The 21,010-nt window shown below is 60.6% G+C and carries 22 protein-coding genes and 1 pseudogene; 9 read left to right on the forward strand and 14 right to left on the reverse strand.

Annotated features, from left to right (window positions below; genetic code table 11):
• The first annotated feature begins 218 nt into the window (after nucleotides 1–218).
• A complete protein-coding gene (locus tag FHX16_RS04840; protein WP_183752238.1) occupies nucleotides 219–527 on the forward strand; it encodes a Dabb family protein in 309 nt (102 codons plus the stop codon).
• Between the two features lie 37 nt (nucleotides 528–564).
• Here the strand turns inward: FHX16_RS04840 and FHX16_RS04845 are convergent, their stop codons facing one another.
• The 5 genes from FHX16_RS04845 to FHX16_RS04865 form a co-directional block, all read right to left on the reverse strand.
• Complete coding sequence (locus FHX16_RS04845; RefSeq protein ID WP_183859880.1) at nucleotides 565–1,464, reverse strand: metal ABC transporter solute-binding protein, Zn/Mn family; 900 nt, start codon at nucleotides 1,462–1,464, stop codon at nucleotides 565–567.
• 16 nt (nucleotides 1,465–1,480) lie between these two features.
• Nucleotides 1,481–2,353, reverse strand: a complete 873-nt coding sequence (locus tag FHX16_RS04850) for a metal ABC transporter permease (RefSeq protein ID WP_183859878.1) — start codon at nucleotides 2,351–2,353, stop codon at nucleotides 1,481–1,483.
• Nucleotides 2,350–3,090 (reverse strand): metal ABC transporter ATP-binding protein, encoded by a 741-nt coding sequence (locus tag FHX16_RS04855; protein ID WP_183859876.1) that lies wholly within the window; start codon nucleotides 3,088–3,090, stop codon nucleotides 2,350–2,352. Before FHX16_RS04855 ends, FHX16_RS04850 begins: the two co-directional genes overlap by 4 nt.
• Before the next feature lie 259 nt (nucleotides 3,091–3,349).
• Nucleotides 3,350–3,835, reverse strand: coding sequence for a peroxiredoxin (locus FHX16_RS04860; RefSeq protein ID WP_183859874.1), 486 nt, complete (start codon nucleotides 3,833–3,835; stop codon nucleotides 3,350–3,352).
• Nucleotides 3,836–3,901: 66 nt separating this feature from the next.
• Entirely contained in the window at nucleotides 3,902–4,738 is an 837-nt protein-coding gene (locus FHX16_RS04865; protein ID WP_246712548.1) for a protein-disulfide reductase DsbD domain-containing protein, read from the reverse strand.
• Nucleotides 4,739–4,876: 138 nt separating this feature from the next.
• Between FHX16_RS04865 and FHX16_RS04870 the strand changes: the two genes are divergently transcribed.
• Together FHX16_RS04870 and FHX16_RS04875 are read left to right on the forward strand one after the other, a co-directional pair.
• Nucleotides 4,877–5,482: a YqgE/AlgH family protein gene (locus FHX16_RS04870; protein WP_183752228.1), complete on the forward strand. Its 606-nt coding sequence runs from the start codon at nucleotides 4,877–4,879 to the stop codon at nucleotides 5,480–5,482.
• A 152-nt stretch (nucleotides 5,483–5,634) separates the two neighbouring features.
• A complete protein-coding gene (locus FHX16_RS04875; RefSeq protein WP_183859872.1) occupies nucleotides 5,635–6,705 on the forward strand; it encodes a putative zinc-binding metallopeptidase in 1,071 nt (356 codons plus the stop codon).
• An 8-nt stretch (nucleotides 6,706–6,713) separates the two neighbouring features.
• Here FHX16_RS04875 and FHX16_RS04880 read toward each other — a convergent pair whose 3' ends face one another.
• From FHX16_RS04880 to thrC, 4 genes and pseudogenes are all read right to left on the reverse strand, one after another.
• On the reverse strand, nucleotides 6,714–9,626 hold the full coding sequence (locus tag FHX16_RS04880; protein WP_259126688.1) for a sensor domain-containing phosphodiesterase: 2,913 nt from the start codon (nucleotides 9,624–9,626) through the stop codon (nucleotides 6,714–6,716).
• Nucleotides 9,623–10,237, reverse strand: coding sequence for a GNAT family N-acetyltransferase (locus FHX16_RS04885; protein WP_114711839.1), 615 nt, complete (start codon nucleotides 10,235–10,237; stop codon nucleotides 9,623–9,625). Before FHX16_RS04885 ends, FHX16_RS04880 begins: the two co-directional genes overlap by 4 nt.
• A gap of 29 nt (nucleotides 10,238–10,266) precedes the next feature.
• Nucleotides 10,267–11,568 carry a pitrilysin family protein gene (locus FHX16_RS04890; protein ID WP_183752222.1) on the reverse strand — a complete coding sequence of 434 codons (1,302 nt, stop codon included), beginning with the start codon at nucleotides 11,566–11,568 and terminating at the stop codon, nucleotides 10,267–10,269.
• 3 nt (nucleotides 11,569–11,571) lie between these two features.
• Nucleotides 11,572–12,995: pseudogene (gene thrC, locus FHX16_RS04895) on the reverse strand (threonine synthase).
• A 225-nt stretch (nucleotides 12,996–13,220) separates the two neighbouring features.
• Here thrC and FHX16_RS04900 point away from each other — a divergent pair.
• Both FHX16_RS04900 and FHX16_RS04905 read left to right on the forward strand, forming a co-directional pair.
• Nucleotides 13,221–13,868, forward strand: a complete 648-nt coding sequence (locus tag FHX16_RS04900) for a hypothetical protein (RefSeq protein WP_183860737.1) — start codon at nucleotides 13,221–13,223, stop codon at nucleotides 13,866–13,868.
• A gap of 54 nt (nucleotides 13,869–13,922) precedes the next feature.
• Nucleotides 13,923–14,843 carry a diacylglycerol kinase family protein gene (locus FHX16_RS04905; protein ID WP_183859866.1) on the forward strand — a complete coding sequence of 307 codons (921 nt, stop codon included), beginning with the start codon at nucleotides 13,923–13,925 and terminating at the stop codon, nucleotides 14,841–14,843.
• 67 nt (nucleotides 14,844–14,910) lie between these two features.
• Here the strand turns inward: FHX16_RS04905 and FHX16_RS04910 are convergent, their stop codons facing one another.
• The 3 genes from FHX16_RS04910 to FHX16_RS04920 form a co-directional block, all read right to left on the reverse strand.
• Nucleotides 14,911–15,780, reverse strand: coding sequence for an MBL fold metallo-hydrolase (locus FHX16_RS04910; RefSeq protein WP_183859864.1), 870 nt, complete (start codon nucleotides 15,778–15,780; stop codon nucleotides 14,911–14,913).
• Nucleotides 15,781–15,857: 77 nt separating this feature from the next.
• Nucleotides 15,858–16,547 carry an HAD family hydrolase gene (locus tag FHX16_RS04915; RefSeq protein ID WP_183752215.1) on the reverse strand — a complete coding sequence of 230 codons (690 nt, stop codon included), beginning with the start codon at nucleotides 16,545–16,547 and terminating at the stop codon, nucleotides 15,858–15,860.
• Nucleotides 16,548–16,669: 122 nt separating this feature from the next.
• Nucleotides 16,670–17,356 carry a helix-turn-helix transcriptional regulator gene (locus FHX16_RS04920; RefSeq protein WP_183859862.1) on the reverse strand — a complete coding sequence of 229 codons (687 nt, stop codon included), beginning with the start codon at nucleotides 17,354–17,356 and terminating at the stop codon, nucleotides 16,670–16,672.
• Nucleotides 17,357–17,428: 72 nt separating this feature from the next.
• On the opposite strand from FHX16_RS04920, the gene FHX16_RS04925 reads away from it, so the two are divergent.
• The 4 genes from FHX16_RS04925 to FHX16_RS04940 all read left to right on the forward strand — a co-directional run bounded on the left by FHX16_RS04925 (nucleotide 17,429) and on the right by FHX16_RS04940 (nucleotide 20,049).
• Nucleotides 17,429–17,758, forward strand: a complete 330-nt coding sequence (locus tag FHX16_RS04925) for an NIPSNAP family protein (RefSeq protein ID WP_183752211.1) — start codon at nucleotides 17,429–17,431, stop codon at nucleotides 17,756–17,758.
• Nucleotides 17,755–18,108, forward strand: coding sequence for an antibiotic biosynthesis monooxygenase (locus tag FHX16_RS04930; RefSeq protein ID WP_112656607.1), 354 nt, complete (start codon nucleotides 17,755–17,757; stop codon nucleotides 18,106–18,108). Before FHX16_RS04925 ends, FHX16_RS04930 begins: the two co-directional genes overlap by 4 nt.
• 163 nt (nucleotides 18,109–18,271) lie before the next feature.
• The gene (locus FHX16_RS04935; RefSeq protein WP_183859860.1) at nucleotides 18,272–19,402 is read left to right on the forward strand and encodes a site-specific DNA-methyltransferase; all 1,131 of its coding nucleotides are present in this window, start codon (nucleotides 18,272–18,274) and stop codon (nucleotides 19,400–19,402) included.
• Nucleotides 19,403–19,578: 176 nt separating this feature from the next.
• Nucleotides 19,579–20,049: a DUF6790 family protein gene (locus FHX16_RS04940; RefSeq protein WP_183859858.1), complete on the forward strand. Its 471-nt coding sequence runs from the start codon at nucleotides 19,579–19,581 to the stop codon at nucleotides 20,047–20,049.
• On the opposite strand, the gene FHX16_RS04945 is transcribed toward FHX16_RS04940, so the two are convergent.
• Nucleotides 20,034–20,399, reverse strand: a complete 366-nt coding sequence (locus tag FHX16_RS04945) for a nuclear transport factor 2 family protein (RefSeq protein ID WP_259126690.1) — start codon at nucleotides 20,397–20,399, stop codon at nucleotides 20,034–20,036. The genes FHX16_RS04940 and FHX16_RS04945 overlap by 16 nt on opposite strands.
• A gap of 2 nt (nucleotides 20,400–20,401) precedes the next feature.
• Nucleotides 20,402–21,010, reverse strand: a complete 609-nt coding sequence (locus FHX16_RS04950) for an HAD family phosphatase (protein WP_259126691.1) — start codon at nucleotides 21,008–21,010, stop codon at nucleotides 20,402–20,404.

The raw sequence follows: 21,010 nt of genomic DNA on the forward strand, positions 1-21,010 counted from the left end.
CTCTCCCCACGCGCAGGATACCGACAGATTAGACGAGAATGTAGGACGCGCCGTTCCGTTTACGACGGTTTACGGCGTCGAATTGGTCGCGTCTCGCATACCGGCCCTTACCGAAGCCATTCAGATGGGGATGTCTACAGAACGGCACGTCCTTGTCACTTGCCCCTGCGACGTTTCTCCTTATGCTCGCCTGAAAATGGAATCCGGGAGGTCAACACATGATCCTGCACTGCGTGCTGATGCGGCTGAAGGCAGCCATGACAGGGGAAGAAAAGCAGTCCTTGTTTGACGCGATCGTCGCATTGAAGCAGGTGATTCCCGGCATCATCGACATCAAGTACGGCCCGAATGTCTCGCCGGAGGGGCTTCATGCGGGCTACGTCGATGGCTTTGCTGTCACCTTCGAAAGCGCGGAAGCACGCGATGGATACCTTGTGCATCCCGAGCACGTTGGCGTCGGCGAGCGTATTGTCTCCTCAACGGATGGCGGCTTGGGTGGCCTGATCGTCTTCGATCTCAATTATTGAGGCCGAGCCGCGCCGTTGCGCGGCCCAGCCGTTGTCGTCAGCTCGCTTTCCCCATCGCCGCCACGAGCTGGTCGACGTTGTAGCGGAACATCTTCTCGTAGCTCGAGGCCGGCCCCTTGGTGTCGGAAAGAGCCTCGACATAGAGCTCGCCGCCGGGTTCTGCCCCTGTCGCCTCTGCGATCTGCCTGACGAGGCGAGGATCGTTGGAGTTCTCGAAGAAATAGGTCTTCACGTGCTCGGCCTTGATCTGTTCGATCAGCTTGGCGACCTCCGCGGCGGAAGCTTCGCTCTCTGTCGAGACGCCGATCGGGGCTAGGAACTTCACGCCATACTCACGACCGAAGTAGCCGAATGCGTCGTGGCTCGTCAGCACCTTGCGATGGTCCTCGGGGATTTTGGCAAGCTCCGAGAGCGCGTAAGCATCGAGCCCGTCAAGCGTCTTGATGTACCTCTCGGCATTGGTCTTGAACGCCGCAGCATCGGCCGGCGCGACCTTCGCAAGCGCCTCTTCGATGTTGGCGACCCAGATCTTGACGTTGACGGGGCTGTTCCAGACATGCGGATCGGTGACCGTCTGCCCGTCCTCGTCCATGGTCCGGAACGTTATCCCTTCCGAGACGACGACCGGCTTGCCCTTGTAGCCTGAGGCGCTAATGAGGCGGTCCATCCAACCCTCGAGCCCTTCACCGCTGACGAAGGCGACCTGCGCCGCATTGAGGTTCCTTGCGTCGCTTGGCGACGGTTCGAACTCATGGGGATCGCCGTTCGGGCCGACAAGGCTCGTGACCGTTACGCGATCACCGCCGACCTGGCGGACGACGTCGGCAAGCACGGTGAAGGAGGCCACCACCTTGAGGGTCGCGGCAGAGGCCGAGCTCGTCGAAAGCGCCACCAGCGCCGGGATCATCACTGAGAAAAGCAGTCTGCGGGAAATCATCGGAAGGCTCCGGTTGTCAGCCCTTAAGATGCGGGCGAGGGAAATACCGCCGGGCGAGACCCGACGGGGCGAGAAAGATCGAGAAGCCGTAGAGCAGCGCCGCCGTCATGATGATCGTCGGTCCGGAGGCGAGCTCGAGATGGTAGGAGGCGACGAGCCCGAGATATCCGGAGGCAGTGGCGCTCGTGGCCGCGATCGCCATCATCGATGGGAGGCTGCGAGACCATAGCTGTGCAATGGCCGCCGGCAGCATCATCAGACCGACCGCCATCAACGTGCCCAAGGCCTGGAAACTGGCGACCAGATTGAGCACCACCAACAGCAAAAAGATGAAGTGATAGATCGGTCCGCGCCCGCCGATGGCCCTGAGGAAGCCGGGATCGAAACATTCCGCCACGAGCGGCCGGTAGATGATCGCGAGCGTCGCCAGCGTTGCTGTGCTGATCGCGCCGATCTCATAAAGGGCCCGAGCATCGATCGCGAGGATGGTGCCGAAGAGAACGTGCAACAGGTCGATATTGGAACCGCGCAACGAAACGATGAGCACGCCGAGCGCCAACGAGGAGAGATAGAAGCTGGCGAAGCTCGCATCCTCCTGCAGCGAGGTCGCGCGGCTGACGATGCCGGAGAGGAGCGCCACCGACAGCCCGGCAATCAGCCCCCCGAGGCCCATCGCCGTCAACGACAGCGAACCGGCGATCAGGTATCCGATGGCGGCGCCGGGCAGGACGGCGTGGCTCATCGCATCGCCGACGAGGCTCATCCGCCGCAGCATCAGGAAGACGCCGATCGGCCCGGAACCAAGACCGAGGCACAGGCAGGCGACAAGGGCGCGGCGCATGAAGCCGTAGTCGGCAAACGGCGCAAGAAGAAAATCGTAGGCGGTCATCTGGCAGGCTCGCAAACGCCGGCGCTCTCGTCCCAGCGTTCGGCCATCACCCGCGCCGTCGTCAGGTTTGCCGTGGTCATGACATCAGCGGTTGCCCCCCAGCCAATGACTTCGCGCGCAAGCAGAAGTGTTTGCGGAAAGTGGGCGCGGACCTGCTCGAAATCATGGAGGACAGCAAGCACCGTTCGCCCTTCGCTATGCCAGCCGGCGACGATATCCAGAAGTTCCCGCGTCGTGCGGCCATCGATGGCCGTGAACGGCTCGTCGAGGAGTATGACGCTCGCGTCCTGCAGTAGCAGCCGGGCAAAGAGCACGCGTTGAAATTGACCGGCTGAGAGGGAGCCGATACCGCGCCGATCAAAGCCTTCCATCCCCACCACGGCCAGCGCGTCGCGCGCTCTCTGCCGCTCAGGCGATGCGATCTGTGCGAAGGCTCCAGCCTGCCGCCAGGATCCGAGAAGAACCGTGTCGAGCACGGAGATCGGAAAGCGGCGGTTGATATCGGCTGCCTGTGGCAGGTAGCCGAAATCCGTCCGCTTCAGTCGGTGCCTTATCGTGCCGGAGGAGGGGCGGAGTTCGCCGATGACCGCTTTCAGCAGGCTGGATTTTCCGGCGCCGTTTGGACCGGTGATCGCCGTCAGGCTGCCGGCCGCAATGGTTCCTGAAAGATGATGGACCGCGGGATGCCGCTCATAGGCGACCGTCAGATCGTCAAGCTCGATCGCAACGTCGCTCATGGCAGCAACGTCGCCCAGCGGATTGCTGCCCAGAGTGGGATTCCAATTAAGGCGACATAAAAGACGCGCCGGCCGCCGGAGAGCGCCATCAGGCCCAGAGAATCTTGAAACTTCGAGAAATGCATACCGCACCAAATGTAATAACATTACCGTTATGTTATAACAAATGAGGCAAAAAAATGGCACGTCGCGAGGTTTTATAAGGAAACAAAAAAGCGGCCGCATGGGCCGCTCTTAGAAGGTCGGTGTTGGGGGAGCCTTACAGTTGCTCCAGCATGGTCGCAGCGCCGGAAACGGTGGCCTGCCCCGGATTCTCTTCGACGTTCAGCGATCTCACGACGCCGTCTTCGACGAGCATCGAATAACGCTTCGAGCGGACGCCGAGACCGCCGGCCGAAAGGTCGGCGTCGAGGCCGAGCGCTTTGGTGAAGCCGGCATCCCAGTCCGCAAGGAAGTGAATCTTGCCCATGCCGCCGGAGGATTGTGCCCAGGCGCCCATCACGTGCCAATCGTTGACGGCGATGACGGCGATGTCATCGACGCCCTTAGCAAGGATCGAGTCGCGGTTCTCTAGATAGCCCGGCAGGTGGTTCAGCGAGCAGGTAGGCGTGAAGGCGCCGGGGACTGCAAAGAGAACGACGCGCTTGCCCTTGAAGAGCTGCTCTGTCGAAATTTCGACCGGACCGTCAGACGTCTTTTCCTTGAAGGTGGCTGCTGGAAGCTTATCGCCGATTGCGATGGTCATGGCCATCTCTCCTTGTCATGTATGGCGGCGCAAATACCGCGATTTGCGCGCGACTATAGAACTCGACTACTCAAAGGCAAGCGGTGTCTCGATGGCACGCGAACCGTCGATGACAAGCGCGCTCCATGTCTTTCCGTGAATGTCGTATGCCTTGGGAAGCTTGCCCACGGAAAGCGTCGTCGTGAAGCTTTGGCCGTCGCGGTGAGTTGCCGTCTGCTTGGTAAAGACGTGCCCGCTCGGGCCTGCGACGATCACCTCAGGGGCGGTCTCGCCGCTCTCCGGCAGTGTCACGGTGAGGGAAAGCTCCTTCATGTCGGGCGACAGCCTATGGTCGCTCACGTTGAATTCGGAGGAGGCGGCTTCCGGCAAGGCGGCCTCGGCATCCCGAAGGATTTTTTCCTCTTCGGGGCGTGAACGGGCCGATGGTTCGAAGGTTAGCGACAGCTCCGCCTGAAACGGGATGCATATTTCCTTGCAGATGCCGATGAAGGCGGTTGCCTTGAGTTCATGGAGTGCCGGGTCTTTCGCCGTCAGCTGCAACGGGAAGGTGACCGAGGTGTCGTAGGCGACCTCATCGACCTTGTCGTCGACGATATGCTTGGGAGTCGGAAAGCTCATCTTGTCGAGCGAAATGCCTTCAGAAGAAAAACCGACTTGAGGCGGGATGCCGCTATTGCCGGGTTCTCGCCAATACGTGATCCAGCCGGGCTTCGGTTCGATCTGCAGTCCGGCGCGAATGCTTCCGTGTGCATCGGGGGGAAGCGCGATCAGCCGCATCCGCCCACCCTCATTGTCGGCCCAGGCGCTCATCTCCGCCCGGGCGGGCTGAGAAAGTTGCAGCATCACGACGAGCAGACCGAAAGCGGAACAGAATTGGCAAGTGGCGCGTGAAATAGTTTGCATGCATCAATGATCTATTGAAATTCGCCATGCTCGGCTAGAACTCGCCATCATTTAAGTTTTCATTTTCAGTTGATTGATCTGTGACATTGGCTCATGCTCGTGATGTCGGGCCTCGTGCGGTCTGGCAGAGGAGGAACGATGTCGTTGGCGACCCTCAAAAACAAAAGAGAACGTGGCTTCTTCGATGGCCAGTTTCTCATTGCCATGCCGGGCATGGAGGATCGCAACTTCGCCCGCACGGTAATCTATATCTGCGCGCATTCCGATGCCGGCGCGATGGGGTTCGTCATCAACCGTCCGCAGAACCTGACCTTTACCGATGTTCTCCTGCACCTGGAAATGATCAAGGATGAGGATGCCATCGTTCTCCCCGCACACGCCCGCGATTGCCCGATCCAGACGGGCGGGCCGGTGGAAAGCGGACGCGGCTTCGTCCTGCACTCCGACGACTATCTCTGCGATTCCAGCATTCCCGTCAGCGACGATATCTGCATGACGGCGACGCTCGACATCATCCGCGCGATTTCCAAGGGCAAGGGACCGAAGCGGGCGACCATGCTGCTCGGTTACGCCGGTTGGGGAGCGGGTCAACTGGAAGCCGAAGTCGGCAACAATGGTTGGCTCACATGTGCGGCCAACGAGGAATTGATCTTCGACCGCAGCCTCGACGACAAGTACGAGCGGGCGCTGGCTTCGATGGGCATTAATGCCGCCATGCTTTCGGCCGAGGCCGGGCACGCCTAGTTGGCGGAACGATCCGTAAAGAAGCGCGTTCTCTGCTGGCGCGGGCCATAAAGCCCAGTCAGGGGAAGTTTGATGGAAACCACGGCCGGAAACTATCCGCCGTCCACTTTGCACTTCGGTTTTTCGACCCCTGATCTCGAGGGAGGCACCCGTTGAGGCTGTTTGTATGTGACAACTGCGACCAGGTTGTTCATTTCGACAATCGCCAGTGCGTTCGGTGCGGTCACCGCCTTGGCTTCCAGCCGAATGGCCTGCGCATGCACGCTGTTCAGCAGCAGGACAGCGATCTCTGGCAATACGTGGCTCAGCCGGACCTGGTGCGTTTCTGCGCCAATGCCGGCCTCGACATCTGTAACTGGCTTGTAGAGGATGGCGACGCGGGTGACTATTGTGTCGCCTGCCGGCATAACCGGCTGGTGCCCAATTCAGCGACGCAGGATGGCGTGGACCGGTGGCGTCGGATCAGCCAGGCACAACGACATCTGTTCTACTCGCTCTTGCGCTGGCGGCTGCCGCATCCGGACCGCACGCAGGACCCCGTCGGCGGCCTTGTGTTCGACTTCCTCGAAGACACCATCACGGATGACGGCAGCGTTGTTCCGGCGATGACGGGACACGAGGAGGGCTTGATTGCAATTCGGGCGGCAGAGGCTGACGACCTGACCCGTGAACAGGCGCGTACCTCGATGGATGAGCCTTACCGGACGCTGCTCGGCCACTTTCGCCATGAGACGGGTCATTTCATGTGGAATCGCCTCGTGCGAGACAGGAACAACTTCGATGGATTCCGGGCGGTGTTCGGCGATGAGCGCGAGGACTACAGCGAGGCCCTTGCACAACACTACGCAAATGGCGCTCCGCCCGGCTGGCAGGAAAGCTTCGTCAGCGCCTATGCCAGCGCCCATCCCTGGGAAGACTTCGCCGAATGCTTTGCTCACTATCTCCACATCGTCGACACCTTGGAGACCGCGCGCGCCTTCGGCATCGCAATTGATCCCCGCGGTCACGAAGAGATGGCGGCGGAGGTGGATTTCGACCCCTACAGGGCAGCCAGTGCCGATCAGCTTGTCGACGAATGGGTGCCGCTCAGCGTTGCGATCAACTCGATACAGCGCAGCATGGGGCAGCGCGATTCCTACCCGTTCGTGCTGTCAGCGCCGGTGGTCGCCAAGCTTGAATATATGCACCAGCTGATAGCGGGCGCCGCTGCGCCGCAACATTGAGCGGTCGGTTAAGCGCGCTTCGTCAACGGGAACCGTTCCTTCAGCAGCCGCAGGACTGACTCCGCTGCCATCGGCGGCCCGAACAGGTAGCTCTGCCCGAAAGTGCAGCCCATCTTTGCGAGCTCAATCGCATCTTCGTTCGACTCGATCCCTTCGGCGACCACCTTCATATCAAGTTCACGCGCCATTGATATCACCGAGCGAAGCACGGTTGCCTTCTTGTCACTGCCATCGCGCACCATCACCTTGTCAAGCTTGATCGTGTCGAACGGGAAGCGCGTCAGATAGGCGAGGGACGAATAGCCGGTTCCGAAATCATCCAGCGCGAGGCCAAGCCCCATCTCCCGCAGCTTCTCAAGCACGAGGCGCGCTTGCTCCGGATTCTCCATGACCATGGATTCCGTGAGCTCCAGCTTCAGGCGCGACGGGTCGCAATGGGTTTTCGCCAGCACCGAACGGACATCGTCATAAAGCTCGTTGTTCAGCAGCTGTGCGCTGGAGAGGTTGATCGAGACGAAGATCGGCAGCTCGCCGGTCTGGTTCTCCCAACCCATCAGGTCGTTGGTCGCCTGCTCAAGGGCAAAGAGACCGAGCATCTCGATAAGGTCGGATGTCTCGGCGATCGGAATGAATTCCGAAGGAGGGATGGTGCCGCGCTTCGGATGCTCCCACCGCATCAGCGCCTCAAAGCCGGCAATCTCCACGTCCTCCAGTCCGGCGATCGGCTGGTAGACCATCGACAGTTCCTTGCGCTCGATGGCACGGCGCAGGTCGGATTCGAGCTGCAGCCTGTCGGCGCCGAAATCGCGGAAGGCTGGCTGGAACGGCTCGACGCGATTGCCGCCGGCGCGTTTGGCTCGGTACATCGCAAGCTCCGCATCGCTGAGCATGCCGGCGGCGCTTTCCTGCTGGTCGACGAACGAGGCAAGCCCGATCGACGCCGTCAGGATGATTTCGCGATTGGCGAAGTTGATCGGCACCATGATCGCCTTGCTGATCGCATCAGCGAAGTCGGCCACCTTCGTCGGGTCGCGCTCTGACGTCAGGATCAAACCGAACTGGTCGCCGGAAAGGCGTGCGAGCGTGTCCTGCGGCTTGAGCAGACGGCGCAGGCGTCGCGTCAGCGCGATCAGGATATTGTCGCCGGCGGCGATCCCGAGCGTATCGTTCACCAGCTTGTAGCGGTCGATATCGATCACCATGACCGTCGGGCGCAGCGTCTCGCCACCGGGCGCCAGTGCAAGCACCGCCTGCAGGCGATCGAGGAAAAGCTGCCGGTTCGGCAAGCCGGTCAGGTTGTCGTGCAGCGCATCGTGCAGCAGCCGCTCGACGGAATTCTTTTGTTCGGTGACGTCGACGATCGTGCCGACGCAGCGGATGATTTCGCCGTTCGAACCGAGGACCGGGCGGGCGCGGATGAGAAGCCAATGGAAATGGCCGTCTTCCGCGCGGATGCGGAATTCATGATTGAGCCGCCCGCGGCGATGCTCAAGCAGCACGTCGAGCGTCGCCCGGAAGCGATCGCGATCGTCGGGGTGAAGCCGTGGCAGCCAGTTGCGGGCCGCGCCGTGCATCGTGCCGAGCGGGAGGCCGAGCTTGGCCGACACGTCAGGAATGGTGACGACACGATCGCGCGCCACGTCCCAATCCCACACCATGTCGCCCGAGCCGGTTAGAGCCAGCGATTGCCGCTCCAGATCGGAGAACAGGCCCTGCTGAAATGCACCGCCGGCAAAGGCGTGCTGCATGACGGTAAAGCCGATCAGCAGGACGATGAGAACGAGGCCGCCGCCGAGCGCCGGCTGGATGATGTCGTTGTCGAGCTGACCGGTGATCGTCAGCCATGCCCCGAAGATCCACACGAGGATCAGGGCCCAGGCGGGCACCAGCAGAATGGCGCGATCGTAGCGGTTGAGGCCGAGATAGATGATCAGGAAGAGGCCCATCGTCGCGGTCAGCGCAAACGACAGACGCGCGATGCCAGCAGCGATTGCCGGATCGTAAATCGCGACGCCGAAGAGCAGCGCCAGGCCCAGCACCCAGGCGAGCGTCAGGTAGCCGAGATGCGTGTGCCAGCGGTTGAGGTTGAGGTAAGTGAACAGGAAGATGACGAAACTGGAGGCGAGCGCGACTTCCGCACAGGCGCGCCATATTCGCTGGTCGGTCGACGCGATGCTGATCAGCTTGCCGAGAAAGCCGAAGTCGACGCAGATATAGCCGAGCACGGCCCAGGCGAGTGCTGCGGTCGCGGGCAGCATCGAGGTGCCCTTGACTACGAACAGGATGGTCAGGAACACGGCCAGCAGGCCGGCAATGCCGAGCACGATGCCGCGATAGAGCGTGAACGCGTTGATCGTGTCCTTGTAGGCGTCCGGTTCCCAGAGATAGATCTGCGGCAGCTCCGGCGTCGTCAGCTCAGCAACAAAGGTAATGACGGCGCCGGGGTTGAGTGTAATGCGGAAGACATCCGCTTCGTCACTCGGTTGCCGGTCGAGCGCGAAACCTTCGCTCGGCGTGATCGCGATGATGCGCTGCGAGCCGAGGTCAGGCCAGAACAGCTTGGAGTTTACCAGGCGGAAGTGCGGGGCCACGATCACGCGCTCAAGCTGCTCGTCGGAGACGTTGGCAAGCGCGAAGACGGCCCAGTCGCCCTGGTGGTTTTCCGAGCTGGCACGTACCTCAATACGGCGGCGGATGCCATCGGCACCGGCAGCGGTTGAGACCTGGAAGGCTTCGCCCTGATTGGCGTAGATTTCCGTCGTGGCAGTCAGATCGAGCGCGGTATCGTCGCGGGAGATCTTCACCGGCTCGGCTGCCTGGACATTGCCTGCCGCTAGCATGAAGGCCGACAGCAAGAGAGCTGCGATCACCGCGATCAATCGTCCGGCCGGTGATGGGAGCAGCATGCGGTTGTTGGTCATCGGCTGTCGGTTATCCTGCCTTTATCCGTGTCGGTGGCGAGCAATGAGAACATCACATGGTCGTGCCACTGACCGTTGATTTTCAAGTATCCGCGCAGATAGCCTTCCCGCTGAAACCCGGCTTTTTCAAGCAGGCGGATGCTCCGAGCATTGTCTGGAATACAGGCTGCTTCGATACGGTGCAACTCAAGCACCGTGAAGATGTAGGGTATAACCAATTGAAGTGCGGCGAACATATGGCCTTGGCCGGCGTAAGCCTCACCCATCCAATATCCGATCATGCAGCTTTGTGCCGCCCCGCGCCTGATATAGCCGATCGTAATGCCGCCAAGCAGCGTCATCCTATCCTTGTGGAACAGGAATAGCGGGATCGCCTGGCCGGACGCATATTCCTGTTTGCCGCGGATGACGCGGGCGCGGTAGGCGCCCTCGGTCAATTCATCCCGCCGCCATGTCGGCTCCCAGGGTTCCAGGAATTGCCGGCTGGCCGCCCGCAGCTTGTGCCACTGGTTGAAATCCTGGTATCGCGGCAGGCGCAGCACATAGTTCTCGTTTTCGAGTTCCACTGAATCCGGCTGTCGCGACAGGAACCGAAAAACCGATTTTGGCATCGATCACTCCCGGCAGGATGGATGTGAAATCAAACGAGCGCTTGTTGGCTGTGCGGTGCGGCGGGCGAGGAGAGAGAGGCGGCGATATCTTCCATAGGAGCCAAGTGTTCCAGAGGACCGATCGCCGATAGCGTCGGAACGGTGTCGAAGAACAGGCGCCCTGCAAGATCCGTCAGGCGCTCGACGGTGATCCCCTCGAGCCGTTCCATCATCTCCTGATTGGAGATCGGGCGGCCGTAGAGCATCATCTGTCTTGCGATCTGGCCGGCGCGGGCCGCCGGGCTTTCCTGGCCCATCAGCAGCTGGGCGCGGATCTGGGCGCGGGCGCGTTCGATTTCCTTTTGCTCGATCGTCGCTGCAGACTTGTGCAGTTCGTCGATAATGACGGGCACCAGCTCCGGCAGGTTCTCGCCACCGGTGGCGGCGTGGATACCGAAGATGCCGGTGTCGGAAAAGCCCCAGTGAAAGGCATAGATCGAATAGCAGAGACCACGGATTTCACGCACTTCCTGGAACAGACGGGAGGACATCCCGCCGCCGAGAATATTGGCGAGGATCTGCGAACAGTAGAAGTCGCGGGCGTGATAGGCCTTGCCCTCGAAACCAAGCAGGATCTGCGCGTCCATCAGGTCGCGCGTTTCACGGATATTGCCGCCGATGTACTTCGCGGCTTCCATGACCGGCGTCGCCGATGGAGAAGTCGGAAGGCTCGCGAAGCGCTCCTCGACCATGCGAACGAACTCGTCGTGCTGCACGGCGCCCGTTGCAACGATAAACATCCGGTCGGTGGTGTAATTGCGGCTGAGATAGCCGCGGATCTGCGGCGGCGTGAACGACACCACAGTTTGCGGTGTGCCGAGGATTGCCCGGCCGAGTGTCTGATCGCGGTAGGCGGTTTCGGAAAACTTGTCGAAAACGACGTCGTCCGGCGTATCGTTCGCAGCGTTGATTTCCTGCAGGATGACCTGCTTCTCGCGCTCGAGTTCTTCTTCCTCGAACGCGGACTCTGTCAGGATATCGGCAAGAATATCGACGGCGAGCGGAACGTGATCCTTGAGGACGCGGGCATAGTAGGAGGTCGTTTCCGTGGATGTCGCGGCGTTGACCTCGCCGCCGACATCCTCGATCTCCTCGGCGATTTCGCGCGCGCTGCGGCGCGCCGTGCCTTTGAAGGCCATATGTTCGAGCAGGTGGGCGATGCCGTGCTCGTCTGTCGTCTCGTTGCGCGATCCTGATTTGATCCAAACTCCCAGCGCAACGCTTTCCAGATGCGGCATGGTCTGTGTGACTACTGTCAGCCCGGATTTGAGCCGGGTGCACTCAACTGTCATTGGCTATCTTTCTGCGCCTGCGTTACTTAGGCCCGAGCGTGCTCGCCGATGAAGGTCTCGATGGCTTTGAGCTCAGGCTTCACAATCTGAAAGCGCTCCTCCTTGTGCATCAGATCAGCAAGCCACGTCGGAAGCGCGGGGTCAATACCGGAGGCGGATTTTACGGCGGCGGGGAATTTCGCCGGGTGTGCGGTGGCAAGCGTCACCATCGGCGTGTTCGGCTTTTCGTGCTTGCCCGCAACGAAGACGCCGATCGCCGAGTGCGGATCGAGAAGATAGCCGGTTTCGGCGTGGGTTTTCTTGATCGTCTGGGCGACCTGTTTCTCGCTGGCGCGGCCAGTGCGGAAGTCCTTCTTGATGAAGGCCAGGGCCTCCTTCGCAATCTCGAAGCCATTGGATTGGTTGAGACTGTTCATTGCCGCGCGAACTTTGGATGCGTCGCGATCATAGGCTTCGAACAGCAGTCGTTCGAAGTTCGAGGAGATCTGGATGTCCATCGAAGGTGAGGTCGTTGCCTTTACCGCTTTCATCTCGTAACGCCCGCTCTTCAGCGTGCGGTCGAGGATATCGTTCTCGTTGGTCGCGACCACCAGTTTGCCGATCGGCAGGCCCATCCGCTTTGCGCAGTAACCGGCAAAAATATCCCCGAAATTGCCCGTCGGCACGGTAAACGAAATCTTACGGTCCGGTCCGCCAAGCGCGATTGCCGTCGTGAAATAGTAGACGATCTGGGCCATGATGCGGGCCCAGTTGATCGAGTTGACGCCGGAGAGCCTGACGCGATCGCGGAACGGTCCGTCGTTGAACATCGCCTTGACGAGGTTCTGGCAGTCATCGAAATTGCCTTCGACGGCAAGCGCGTGAACGTTGGAGGCAGTGGAGGTCGTCATCTGGCGCTGCTGCACCGGCGACACCTTGCCATGCGGGAAAAGAATGAAGATGTCGGTGCGTTCGCGCCCGGCAAAGGCGTCGATCGCCGCGCCGCCGGTATCGCCGGAGGTAGCGCCGACGATGGTCGCGCGCTCGCCGCGCTTTTCGAGCGCATAGTCCATCAACCGGGCGAGCAGTTGCATCGCGACATCCTTGAACGCCAGCGTCGTACCATGGAAGAGCTCAATGACGAAGCTGTTCGGCCCTGTCTGCACGAGCGGGGCGATCGCAGGGTGGCGGAAAGTGCCGTACGCCTCATCGATCATGGACCGGAAAGTCTCGTCGGCAATCTCGCCGTTGGTGAAGGGCGACAGAATGGTGAAGGCAATATCCTGATAGCTTTTTCCTCGAAGCGCGCGGATTTCCTTTTTCGAGAAATGCGGCCACTTGCGCGGCACATAGAGGCCACCATCGCGCGCCAGGCCCGTCAGCAATGCATCGCAGAAACCGAGGGAAGGGGCTTCGCCGCGGGTCGAAATATAATCCACTGTCGTCATCCTTGATGTGCCGGTCGGAGAAAGGCTGAGGGAAAGTAAACCCCGCGCTGCATCTCGCTTGCGCTGTCGGCTATGCTCGCCTGCGATCCCGAAATGTGCATCAAAACGGTTCTTACCCAATCGATTTTTGTTTGCGCCGCTGATATAGACCATCGCAAACTGTCACGAAAGGCCTGCCATCAAGTGATTGGGCCTGCCAAAAAACTTTGTGGAGAGGGTGGAATAATCGTGCTTGGCAAGGTCTCGCGTCTTATCGTTTCGGCTTCCCTTGCGGCAATGCTTGCCGGTTGTAATTCGCTCGGCGTCGGTGGTGGCTCAGACAGCGCAACGGCACCGACCCAGCCGAACGGCAATGGCCAGATCATGCCGTTGGCGCCATCCAACCCGTCCTCCAGCGACGCATCGATCGGCTCCGCCAAGACGGCCGCTGGCGCAACGGCGCCCGTCGTTCAAGGCGCCTGCCCGCAGATGTTCATGAAGGACAGCGACGCGATCTTCCGGACTTATGCCGGCGGAGCGAAGACCGGCGATGCGGAGAAGCTGGCCTACCAGGCGTCGATCGGCAACTACACGCGCCAATGCACTCTCAACGATACGAACCTGACGATGACCGTCGTGGCGCAGCTTCGCGTCATTGCCGGGCCGAACGGGTCGTCCGGCAAGGTCACGCTCCCGGTTCGCATCACAGTCTACGACGGCCAGGAAGCGCTCTATTCGGAAGTGACGAATTTCCCGGTTGATGTCGGACAGAACGCTACACAGGCCCTGTTCCGCAAGGACGGCATCAAGCTGCCGGTCGGCTCCGGCGCACTGGTTCGCGTCAATATCGGTTTCGATCAAGGACCCGTGTCGACGAAAAAGAAGAAGGCCTGAAGAACGCCCCTGTTTCCGCTTCGCCAGGCTGGTGAGGCGGGGAGAAGATATCGCTTGAAAATCGGCATCGTATTGAATCCGGCGTCGGGCCGGCGCGGAAAGAAATTGTTCTGGTCGGCGCTGCGGCGCGCCATCGAGGCGAGATTTGCCGATCTCAGCCTGCGCGAAACCAAAGGCTTCGGCGATGCCGAGCGGTTCGGGCGCGAACTGGCGAATGATGGGGCCGATCTGGTGATCGCCGTCGGCGGCGACGGAACGATCGGCGAGGTGGCTGGCGGCATCCTCAAATCGCATCGGCCGGGTACAGCGTTTTCTTTCATCCCAACCGGCACCGGCTGTGATTTTGCCCGCAACTTTCCGATGTCGCGCGATCCCACCACGATCGCCAACGGCCTGAACTCTCCGTCCGTGCGGCAGATCGATGCCGGCCTGCTCACTTGCGACGACGAGGACGGTGACACCGTCACCCGTCACTTCGCCAACATCGCAAGCTTTGGCGTTTCCGGCCATATCGTGCGCGCCGTCAACGAGGCACGCAAGGGCAGGCGCCTGCCGGGGCCGATGGTTTTCTTCTTCCATAGCCTGCTTCAGATCCTGCGCTACGAGCCGCGCACAATTCGCCTCAGACTCGATGGAGAGGACATCTACGAGGGCCCGATCACGGCGGTTGCCGTCGCAAACGGCGCTTGGTTCGGCGGCGGTATGAAGGTGGCCCCCGATGCGGATATCAGCGATGGCCTGTTCGACGTGGTCATCATTCGAGGCGCCGGCCGCTTGAAAGTGCTGTCGTTGATGAACAGCATCTATAGCGGCGGCCACCTCAAGAGTCCGCTCGTCAGCATCCATCGCGCCACGCTCGTCGAGGCATGGCCGATAGGCAAGGAGGCGGTGCCGATCGACAGCGACGGCGAGGGACCTGGTCAGCTCCCGGCCCGGTTCGAGATGCTGGCTCGCGCGATCAACCTGAAAATCTAGTAATTTCAGACGAGTATTCATACCGAAGGGAACCAGCGGAGTCGCACGACGAACGCCGTGTCGTCGTTCAGCCGTCCAAGCGCGCCTGAATTGTCGCGGCGAGATTGGTGTCGTGGAACCCTTCGTAGAAGGCCACCACCTCCGTCGCCATGTCGGCCGGAATGGCGACGAAATCCTGAAGTCGGAACCCAACCGCCTTGTTGAGCCCGGGACTCAACAGGTCGCTCTCGCTCAAGTTCTCGACACGGCGGGCCAACTCTTTGAAATATTGCAAGTTGTCGTCCACCGTCGCGGGAGAGAGCGTTCTGCCGTGCGCAGGAATCACAAACCTCGCGTTAAGGTCGCGTATTCGTTCGAGGGATGAGGAGAGGAGCCGGAGATCATGCGCGCTCCTGCTCCACGCCTCGGGGATCGGATACTCGACCGCGTCGACGGCCAGGCATACGCGGATTTCAGGAATCCACACCGAGACATGGTCGGGCGTATGACCTGGCGTGTGAAACAATTCGAGCGTGAGATCGCCACCGTGAAGGGTCATAGAGCCTGAGAAGGTGATGTCTGGCGCTACGAGTTCAACGTTTCGAAATCGCTGATCTTCGCGCACCTTATCTTTCAGGACTTGAAGTGAGGACGGATCACGCAAGCGCTCAAGCGTTGCGGCATGGGCAATGATCGGCGCCTTTCCTGCAATCGCGGCGTTTCCCCAAAAGTGATCCCAGTCCATGTGCGAGTTCACGACCAGCAGCGGACGTGCATGCACGTCCTCGCCAAGCAGGTCCAGCGCCGTCCGGCACAGCTCGGGCGTTCCGAGAGTGTCGACCAGGACGTTGAATCTCCTGGTGCGGACGAAGATGCCATCAACTTCGTCTCCGGCCCTGACAACGGTGATCCGGTCGTCGAGTTCGGGCGGAGAGCACAATTCCACGGAAACGTTCATACGAGCAGCCCCATCAGACGGCGATTACCACTCCGGTATCCGAATGGGTTCGCTCTGTCGCGCCAAGAACGCGCGTTCTACAGGGCGCCTTCCCATTCGGCGAGCGCGGCAACGATGCCGGGCAAATCGCTCATCCGGGAAATGACGGTTTCAGCACCGGCATCGGTCAGCCTGTCGGCATGTGCCGGATAGGTATGGGAGGCGCCGGTAAACCCGATGACGCGCATGCCGGCAGCCCGCGCTGCGTGAACGCCATGGACGGAGTCCTCGACGACCACGACGCGGTCTGTGGAAACGCCCATCTGCTTTGCGCCATGCAGGAAGATATCCGGCTTCGGCTTCACGCGATCGGCACCGAGATCCTTGGCTGAGAAGATATGCGGCGCAAAGAGCGGCTTCAGGCCCACTTTGCCGAGCATCATGTCGAGCCGCGCACTGCTGGAGTTCGAGCAGATGCAGCGCTTCAGCTTCAGTCGCGAGAGAGCGGCTTCGACGCCGGCAATTGCCTGCACATCCTGGGACAGACGCAGATCGAGCAGCTTTTCGGACTTGTCGAGCAGCGATGCGGAAATCGGAATGCTGGCCTCGCGCTCGACCTGCAGCAGGATATTCTGCCAGGTCATGCCGGCGAAGCGCTCGCCCATTTCCTCGATGCTGATCGGGTAGCCCGCTTCGGTCAGAAGCTTGGATTCGACATCCGCAGCAATAATTTCCGAGTCGACCAGAACGCCGTCGCAGTCGAAGATGATGAGGTCGAAGCCGTCCATATACTTGCGCCTTATTTGGGATGATGCCCCTTTACACGATGCCTCGGCGAAGCTCAACCGACAGCAGGGCATGGCTGGATTGCGTGCCACGGGCGGCTTCGATCTTACGATCGCTTTCGCGGCTATTTGGCGGCAGGAAACAAGGCAAGAAATTGCCGTTCGCCTTCTGGTGAGAAGATGACGGAGCGGCTTTCGGCAGTGCGACGCGCCCAGCCTTTGTCGAGGAAATTCGAAAGTAGCGCCTTTCCGAGACTGCCGGCGAGGTGGGCCCGTCGCTCGCTCCAATCCAGGCAGGAGCGGCAGAGTGGACGACGCAACGATCTCAGGGCGTGGACGTCGATGCCGATACTCTTGAGCGCGGTTTCGCCGCTTTCCGTCACGGCAAGGCCATCACCGAATGCATCGATCGCGCCACGAGCAATCAAGCTGTCCAGCATGCGTACGCCGTAGTCGCCGGCGAGATGATCGTAGCAGATGCGCGCCTTGCGCAAGGCCGGTTCCTTCGGTCCCGGCTTGTGGCGCAAATGACCGCGCCCGGCCGCAAATCCCATGATGCTCTCCAGGAACTTGCCGACACTGTCATCCGCCAGCGTGAAGTAGCGATGGCGGCCCTGCTTGCGCTGGGCGAGCAGATTGCCGGCTTCCAGCTTGGCAAGGTGCGTGCTCGCTGTCTGCACGGTAATGCCGCCGGCGGCGGCAAGCTCCGTTGCCGTTAGCGCCTTGCCGCCCATCAACGCCGTCAGCATGTTGGCGCGCGCTGGATCGCCGATCAGCGCGCCGATCTGGGCTATGTCGGGTCCTTCCTTCATACTTCGATCCTAACCGAAGCATTGTCGTCAGACAATGTGCGAAAACCGCTTCCAGACAACAAGGAGACGACGATGATTACCTGCTTCATCCGCTATGAAATCGATCCGTTCAAGAGGGACGCCTTCGCCGAATACGCTCGCAACTGGGGGCAGGCAATTCCGCGCAACGGTGCGGACCTGATCGGCTATTTCGCGCCGCATGAGGGCTCGGCGACGACGGCTTACGGCGTCTACAACATTGAAAACCTCGCCGCCTACGAAGCTTATCGCGCCCGCCTTGCCGCCGATCCGCTCGGCAGGCAAAACTACGAATTCGCCAAACGCGAACGTTTCATCCTCAAAGAAGATCGTATCTTCCTCAAGAACGCTTCCCTTCCTCATTCAAAGCTGGTGATGCCATGATCGCTGTTATCTTCGAAGTCCTGCCCTTCATGGGCGAACGCCACACCTATCTCGATCTCGCCGGCGAACTTCGCGGTGAACTCGAAAAGATCGACGGCTTCATTTCAATCGAACGCTTTGAAAGCCTCACCAATCGCGGCAAGCTGCTGTCGCTGTCCTTCTGGCGCGACGAGGAGGCGGTCAAGGCTTGGCGAAACGTGGAGGCACACCGAGCTGCCCAGCACGCCGGCCGCAACGGCGTCTTCGCGGACTATCGGCTGCGCATCGGCCACATCGTTCGCGACTACGGCATGAACGAGCGCGCCGAAGCTCCGGCCGATAGCCGCAAGGTGCATGACGCGGCGGCGTAATAACACAGCCGGAAGGGCGTGCGGCCGCTGCCCCGCTCCTTCGGCGCCGACGCCTGTCGCGACTTATTTTCCCGAAATCGCTCATCCCTTCAGGCTTTGGTAACCAAACTGAGTAACCATAACAGACAGTAAAAAGCGTAATTGTGTATGAGCGAGTTTCCAGATGGCGTCAGTATTTCCGCTTGCCGATCTCAAGGCCTCCGCAAAGCCGGGCTCCTGGATCGACACGATCATCAAGGGCGATTGCGTTGCTGCCCTTGAAGCCCTGCCGAACCACTCCGTAGACGTTATTTTCGCCGATCCGCCATACAATCTGCAGTTGGGCGGTACGCTGCATCGCCCCGACCAGTCGCTGGTCGACGCCGTCGATGACGAGTGGGATCAGTTCGCCTCCTTCGAAGCCTACGATGCCTTCACCCGCGCCTGGCTGCTCGCCTGCCGCCGCGTTCTGAAGCCGACCGGCACGATCTGGGTCATCGGCTCCTATCACAACATCTTCCGCGTTGGTGCGACGCTGCAGGATCTCAATTTCTGGATCCTCAACGACATCGTCTGGCGCAAGACCAACCCGATGCCGAACTTCAAGGGCCGCCGCTTCCAGAACGCGCATGAGACGATGATCTGGGCGAGCCCGAACGCCAAGGCCAAGGGCTATACCTTCAACTACGATGCCATGAAGGCGGCAAACGACGACGTGCAGATGCGGTCCGACTGGCTGTTCCCGATCTGCAGCGGCGGCGAACGCCTGAAGGGCGACGACGGCAAGAAGGTGCATCCGACGCAGAAGCCGGAAGCGTTGCTTGCCCGTGTCATCATGGCGTCCTCGAAGCCAGGCGACATCATCCTCGATCCATTCTTCGGCTCCGGCACGACGGGTGCCGTCGCCAAGCGCCTCGGCCGCCACTTCGTCGGCATCGAGCGCGAGCAGGACTACATCGATGCGGCCTCCGCTCGCATCGAAGCGGTCGAGCCGCTCGGCAAGGCTGAACTCACCGTCATGACCGGCAAGAAGCAGGAAGTCCGCGTGGCTTTCAACGTGCTGGTCGAAAGCGGTCTGATCAAGCCCGGCCAGGTGCTTACCGATGCCCGCCGCCGCTACAGCGCGATCGTTCGCGCCGACGGCACGGTGGCTTCCGGTGGCGAGGCCGGTTCCATTCATCGCCTTGGGGCAAAGGTCCAGGGCCTTGATGCATGCAACGGATGGACATTCTGGCATTTCGACGACGGGCAGTCCCTGCGCCCGATCGACGAATTGCGGTCCGTGATCCGCAGTGATCTGGCAAAGGCGGAATGACGCGCGCCTCGACCTGATCGAGACTTCCTTCTTCCGGTGTTTTGTACCTCCAGTTACGGAAGAAGGCCTGGCGCCCGGGGATCAACACCCCGGGCGCTCTTCATTTTGGCTCGCGCGGCCGTGCAATTCCGTGTCATGTATCGGCTGCTGATGATCCGAAACAGGCAAGGAATGCCATGTATCTTGCGGTCATATTGTTGCTGATGCTTGTTTTGCCGTTGGGCTCGGTTGTCGCCGAAGTGCATTGGAATGCGGATGCCAATCTCGTCTTCCTTATCGGAAAATGGTTCGTCTTTTGGGGCGTCGGCTTGCGATTGCTTATGGCCAGTCTGAAACAGATCATCAATCCGGCGTTCACGGCGGAAACGATCTTTGGTGTGACCGATCATAAGGCCCAGTCGTTGGTGCAGGAGATCGGCTTCGGCAACCTGTCAATCGGTATGCTTGGCGTGCTCAGCCTTTTCGCGCCGCAGTGGATCGTCCCTGCCGCGATCATCGGTTCCCTGTTCTTCGGTCTTGCCGGTCTCAAGCATCTGCTGGAGCGAGCAAGAAACAGGTCGAGAACCATCGCGATGGTTTCCGACCTGTGGCTCTTTTTCGTGCTCGCCTTTTATCTCTCGGCGACGTTCTTTCAGAATGCTCGGTAATCCGTCACTTCGACGTGGGTGACGCGACCGTCTTCGTTGAAGGTGATCGTCTCTTCGCCTTCCCGCACTAAGGGCTTGCCCGTCTTGCTGTGCGTCGCGCGAACCGACCAAACGGCACGGCCGGCATAGGGGCTGACCTTCTCGACCAGCGTGTTGATTGCTGTCTGGTCTGGGTAGTCGTCAAAATACTTGCGGAAGGCGACCATGATCTCGGCTCGCCCGGACAAGCTGCCCACGCCATTCGAGACATAGGTCGCGTCATCCGCGAAATAGTCCTCGATCATATCGAAATCGAGCGCGTTGATCGCGCCATGGAAGCGTTTGATTTCCTCAACCGGATCGAATGCCATGGTCAGAGCCTCACGCCGCGCGCTGTAAGATCGGCGCGCAGCTTGTCGGCGCCGGTGAAGAGAACCGCATCCCAGCCGGCCGCTTTCGCGCCTTCGACGTTGGGGGCGGAGTCGTCAATGAAGATCGTCGCCGCCGGATTGAGGCCGAAGCTCCTGGCGTGTGTTTCGTAGATCGCAATATCGGGCTTGATGAGACCGACGTCGCCGGAGACCGTTACCCCGCGCGGCTTGGTCAGGAACGGGAAGCGGACTTGCGCCTCGCGGAAGGTGTCGGACGCGAAGTTCGTCAGCATCGTCACGTCCTGGCCATCGTCAATCAGGCCTTCCATGATGGCGACGCTGTCATCGTAGGCGTGCGAGACCATTTCGTGCCAGTGCTTGCGGAAGGCGCGGATGTGCTCCTCGCGGTCCGGATGAACCTCGATCAGCAAGGCTTCGGCATCGGTCCAGGTGCGGCCACGGTCCTGCTCGACGTTCCAGTCGTGGGTGCAGACATTGTCGAAAAACCACTTGCGTTCAGTCTCGTCGGGGATGAGGCGGCTGAACGGGATACTCGGATCGTAATGGATGAGTACTTTTCCAATGTCGAAAACAATATGCTCGATGGCCAT

The sequence above is a fragment of the Rhizobium sp. BK661 genome (genome assembly GCF_024808825.1).
GTDB lineage: Bacteria > Pseudomonadota > Alphaproteobacteria > Rhizobiales > Rhizobiaceae > Rhizobium.

Bases quoted from the DNA above. Each gene is read 5' to 3' on its own strand.
- FHX16_RS04840 (WP_183752238.1), top strand. From the start codon at position 219: ATGATCCTGCACTGCGTGCTGATGCGGCTGAAGGCAGCCATGACAGGG.
- FHX16_RS04845 (WP_183859880.1), bottom strand. From the start codon at position 1,464: ATGATTTCCCGCAGACTGCTTTTCTCAGTGATGATCCCGGCGCTGGTG.
- FHX16_RS04850 (WP_183859878.1), bottom strand. From the start codon at position 2,353: ATGACCGCCTACGATTTTCTTCTTGCGCCGTTTGCCGACTACGGCTTC.
- FHX16_RS04855 (WP_183859876.1), bottom strand. From the start codon at position 3,090: ATGAGCGACGTTGCGATCGAGCTTGACGATCTGACGGTCGCCTATGAG.
- FHX16_RS04860 (WP_183859874.1), bottom strand. From the start codon at position 3,835: ATGACCATCGCAATCGGCGATAAGCTTCCAGCAGCCACCTTCAAGGAA.
- FHX16_RS04865 (WP_246712548.1), bottom strand. From the start codon at position 4,738: ATGCAAACTATTTCACGCGCCACTTGCCAATTCTGTTCCGCTTTCGGT.
- FHX16_RS04870 (WP_183752228.1), top strand. From the start codon at position 4,877: ATGTCGTTGGCGACCCTCAAAAACAAAAGAGAACGTGGCTTCTTCGAT.
- FHX16_RS04880 (WP_259126688.1), bottom strand. From the start codon at position 9,626: ATGACCAACAACCGCATGCTGCTCCCATCACCGGCCGGACGATTGATC.
- FHX16_RS04885 (WP_114711839.1), bottom strand. From the start codon at position 10,237: ATGCCAAAATCGGTTTTTCGGTTCCTGTCGCGACAGCCGGATTCAGTG.
- FHX16_RS04890 (WP_183752222.1), bottom strand. From the start codon at position 11,568: ATGACAGTTGAGTGCACCCGGCTCAAATCCGGGCTGACAGTAGTCACA.
- FHX16_RS04910 (WP_183859864.1), bottom strand. From the start codon at position 15,780: ATGAACGTTTCCGTGGAATTGTGCTCTCCGCCCGAACTCGACGACCGG.
- FHX16_RS04915 (WP_183752215.1), bottom strand. From the start codon at position 16,547: ATGGACGGCTTCGACCTCATCATCTTCGACTGCGACGGCGTTCTGGTC.
- FHX16_RS04920 (WP_183859862.1), bottom strand. From the start codon at position 17,356: ATGAAGGAAGGACCCGACATAGCCCAGATCGGCGCGCTGATCGGCGAT.
- FHX16_RS04925 (WP_183752211.1), top strand. From the start codon at position 17,429: ATGATTACCTGCTTCATCCGCTATGAAATCGATCCGTTCAAGAGGGAC.
- FHX16_RS04930 (WP_112656607.1), top strand. From the start codon at position 17,755: ATGATCGCTGTTATCTTCGAAGTCCTGCCCTTCATGGGCGAACGCCAC.
- FHX16_RS04935 (WP_183859860.1), top strand. From the start codon at position 18,272: ATGGCGTCAGTATTTCCGCTTGCCGATCTCAAGGCCTCCGCAAAGCCG.
- FHX16_RS04940 (WP_183859858.1), top strand. From the start codon at position 19,579: ATGTATCTTGCGGTCATATTGTTGCTGATGCTTGTTTTGCCGTTGGGC.
- FHX16_RS04945 (WP_259126690.1), bottom strand. From the start codon at position 20,399: ATGGCATTCGATCCGGTTGAGGAAATCAAACGCTTCCATGGCGCGATC.
- FHX16_RS04950 (WP_259126691.1), bottom strand. From the start codon at position 21,010: ATGGCCATCGAGCATATTGTTTTCGACATTGGAAAAGTACTCATCCAT.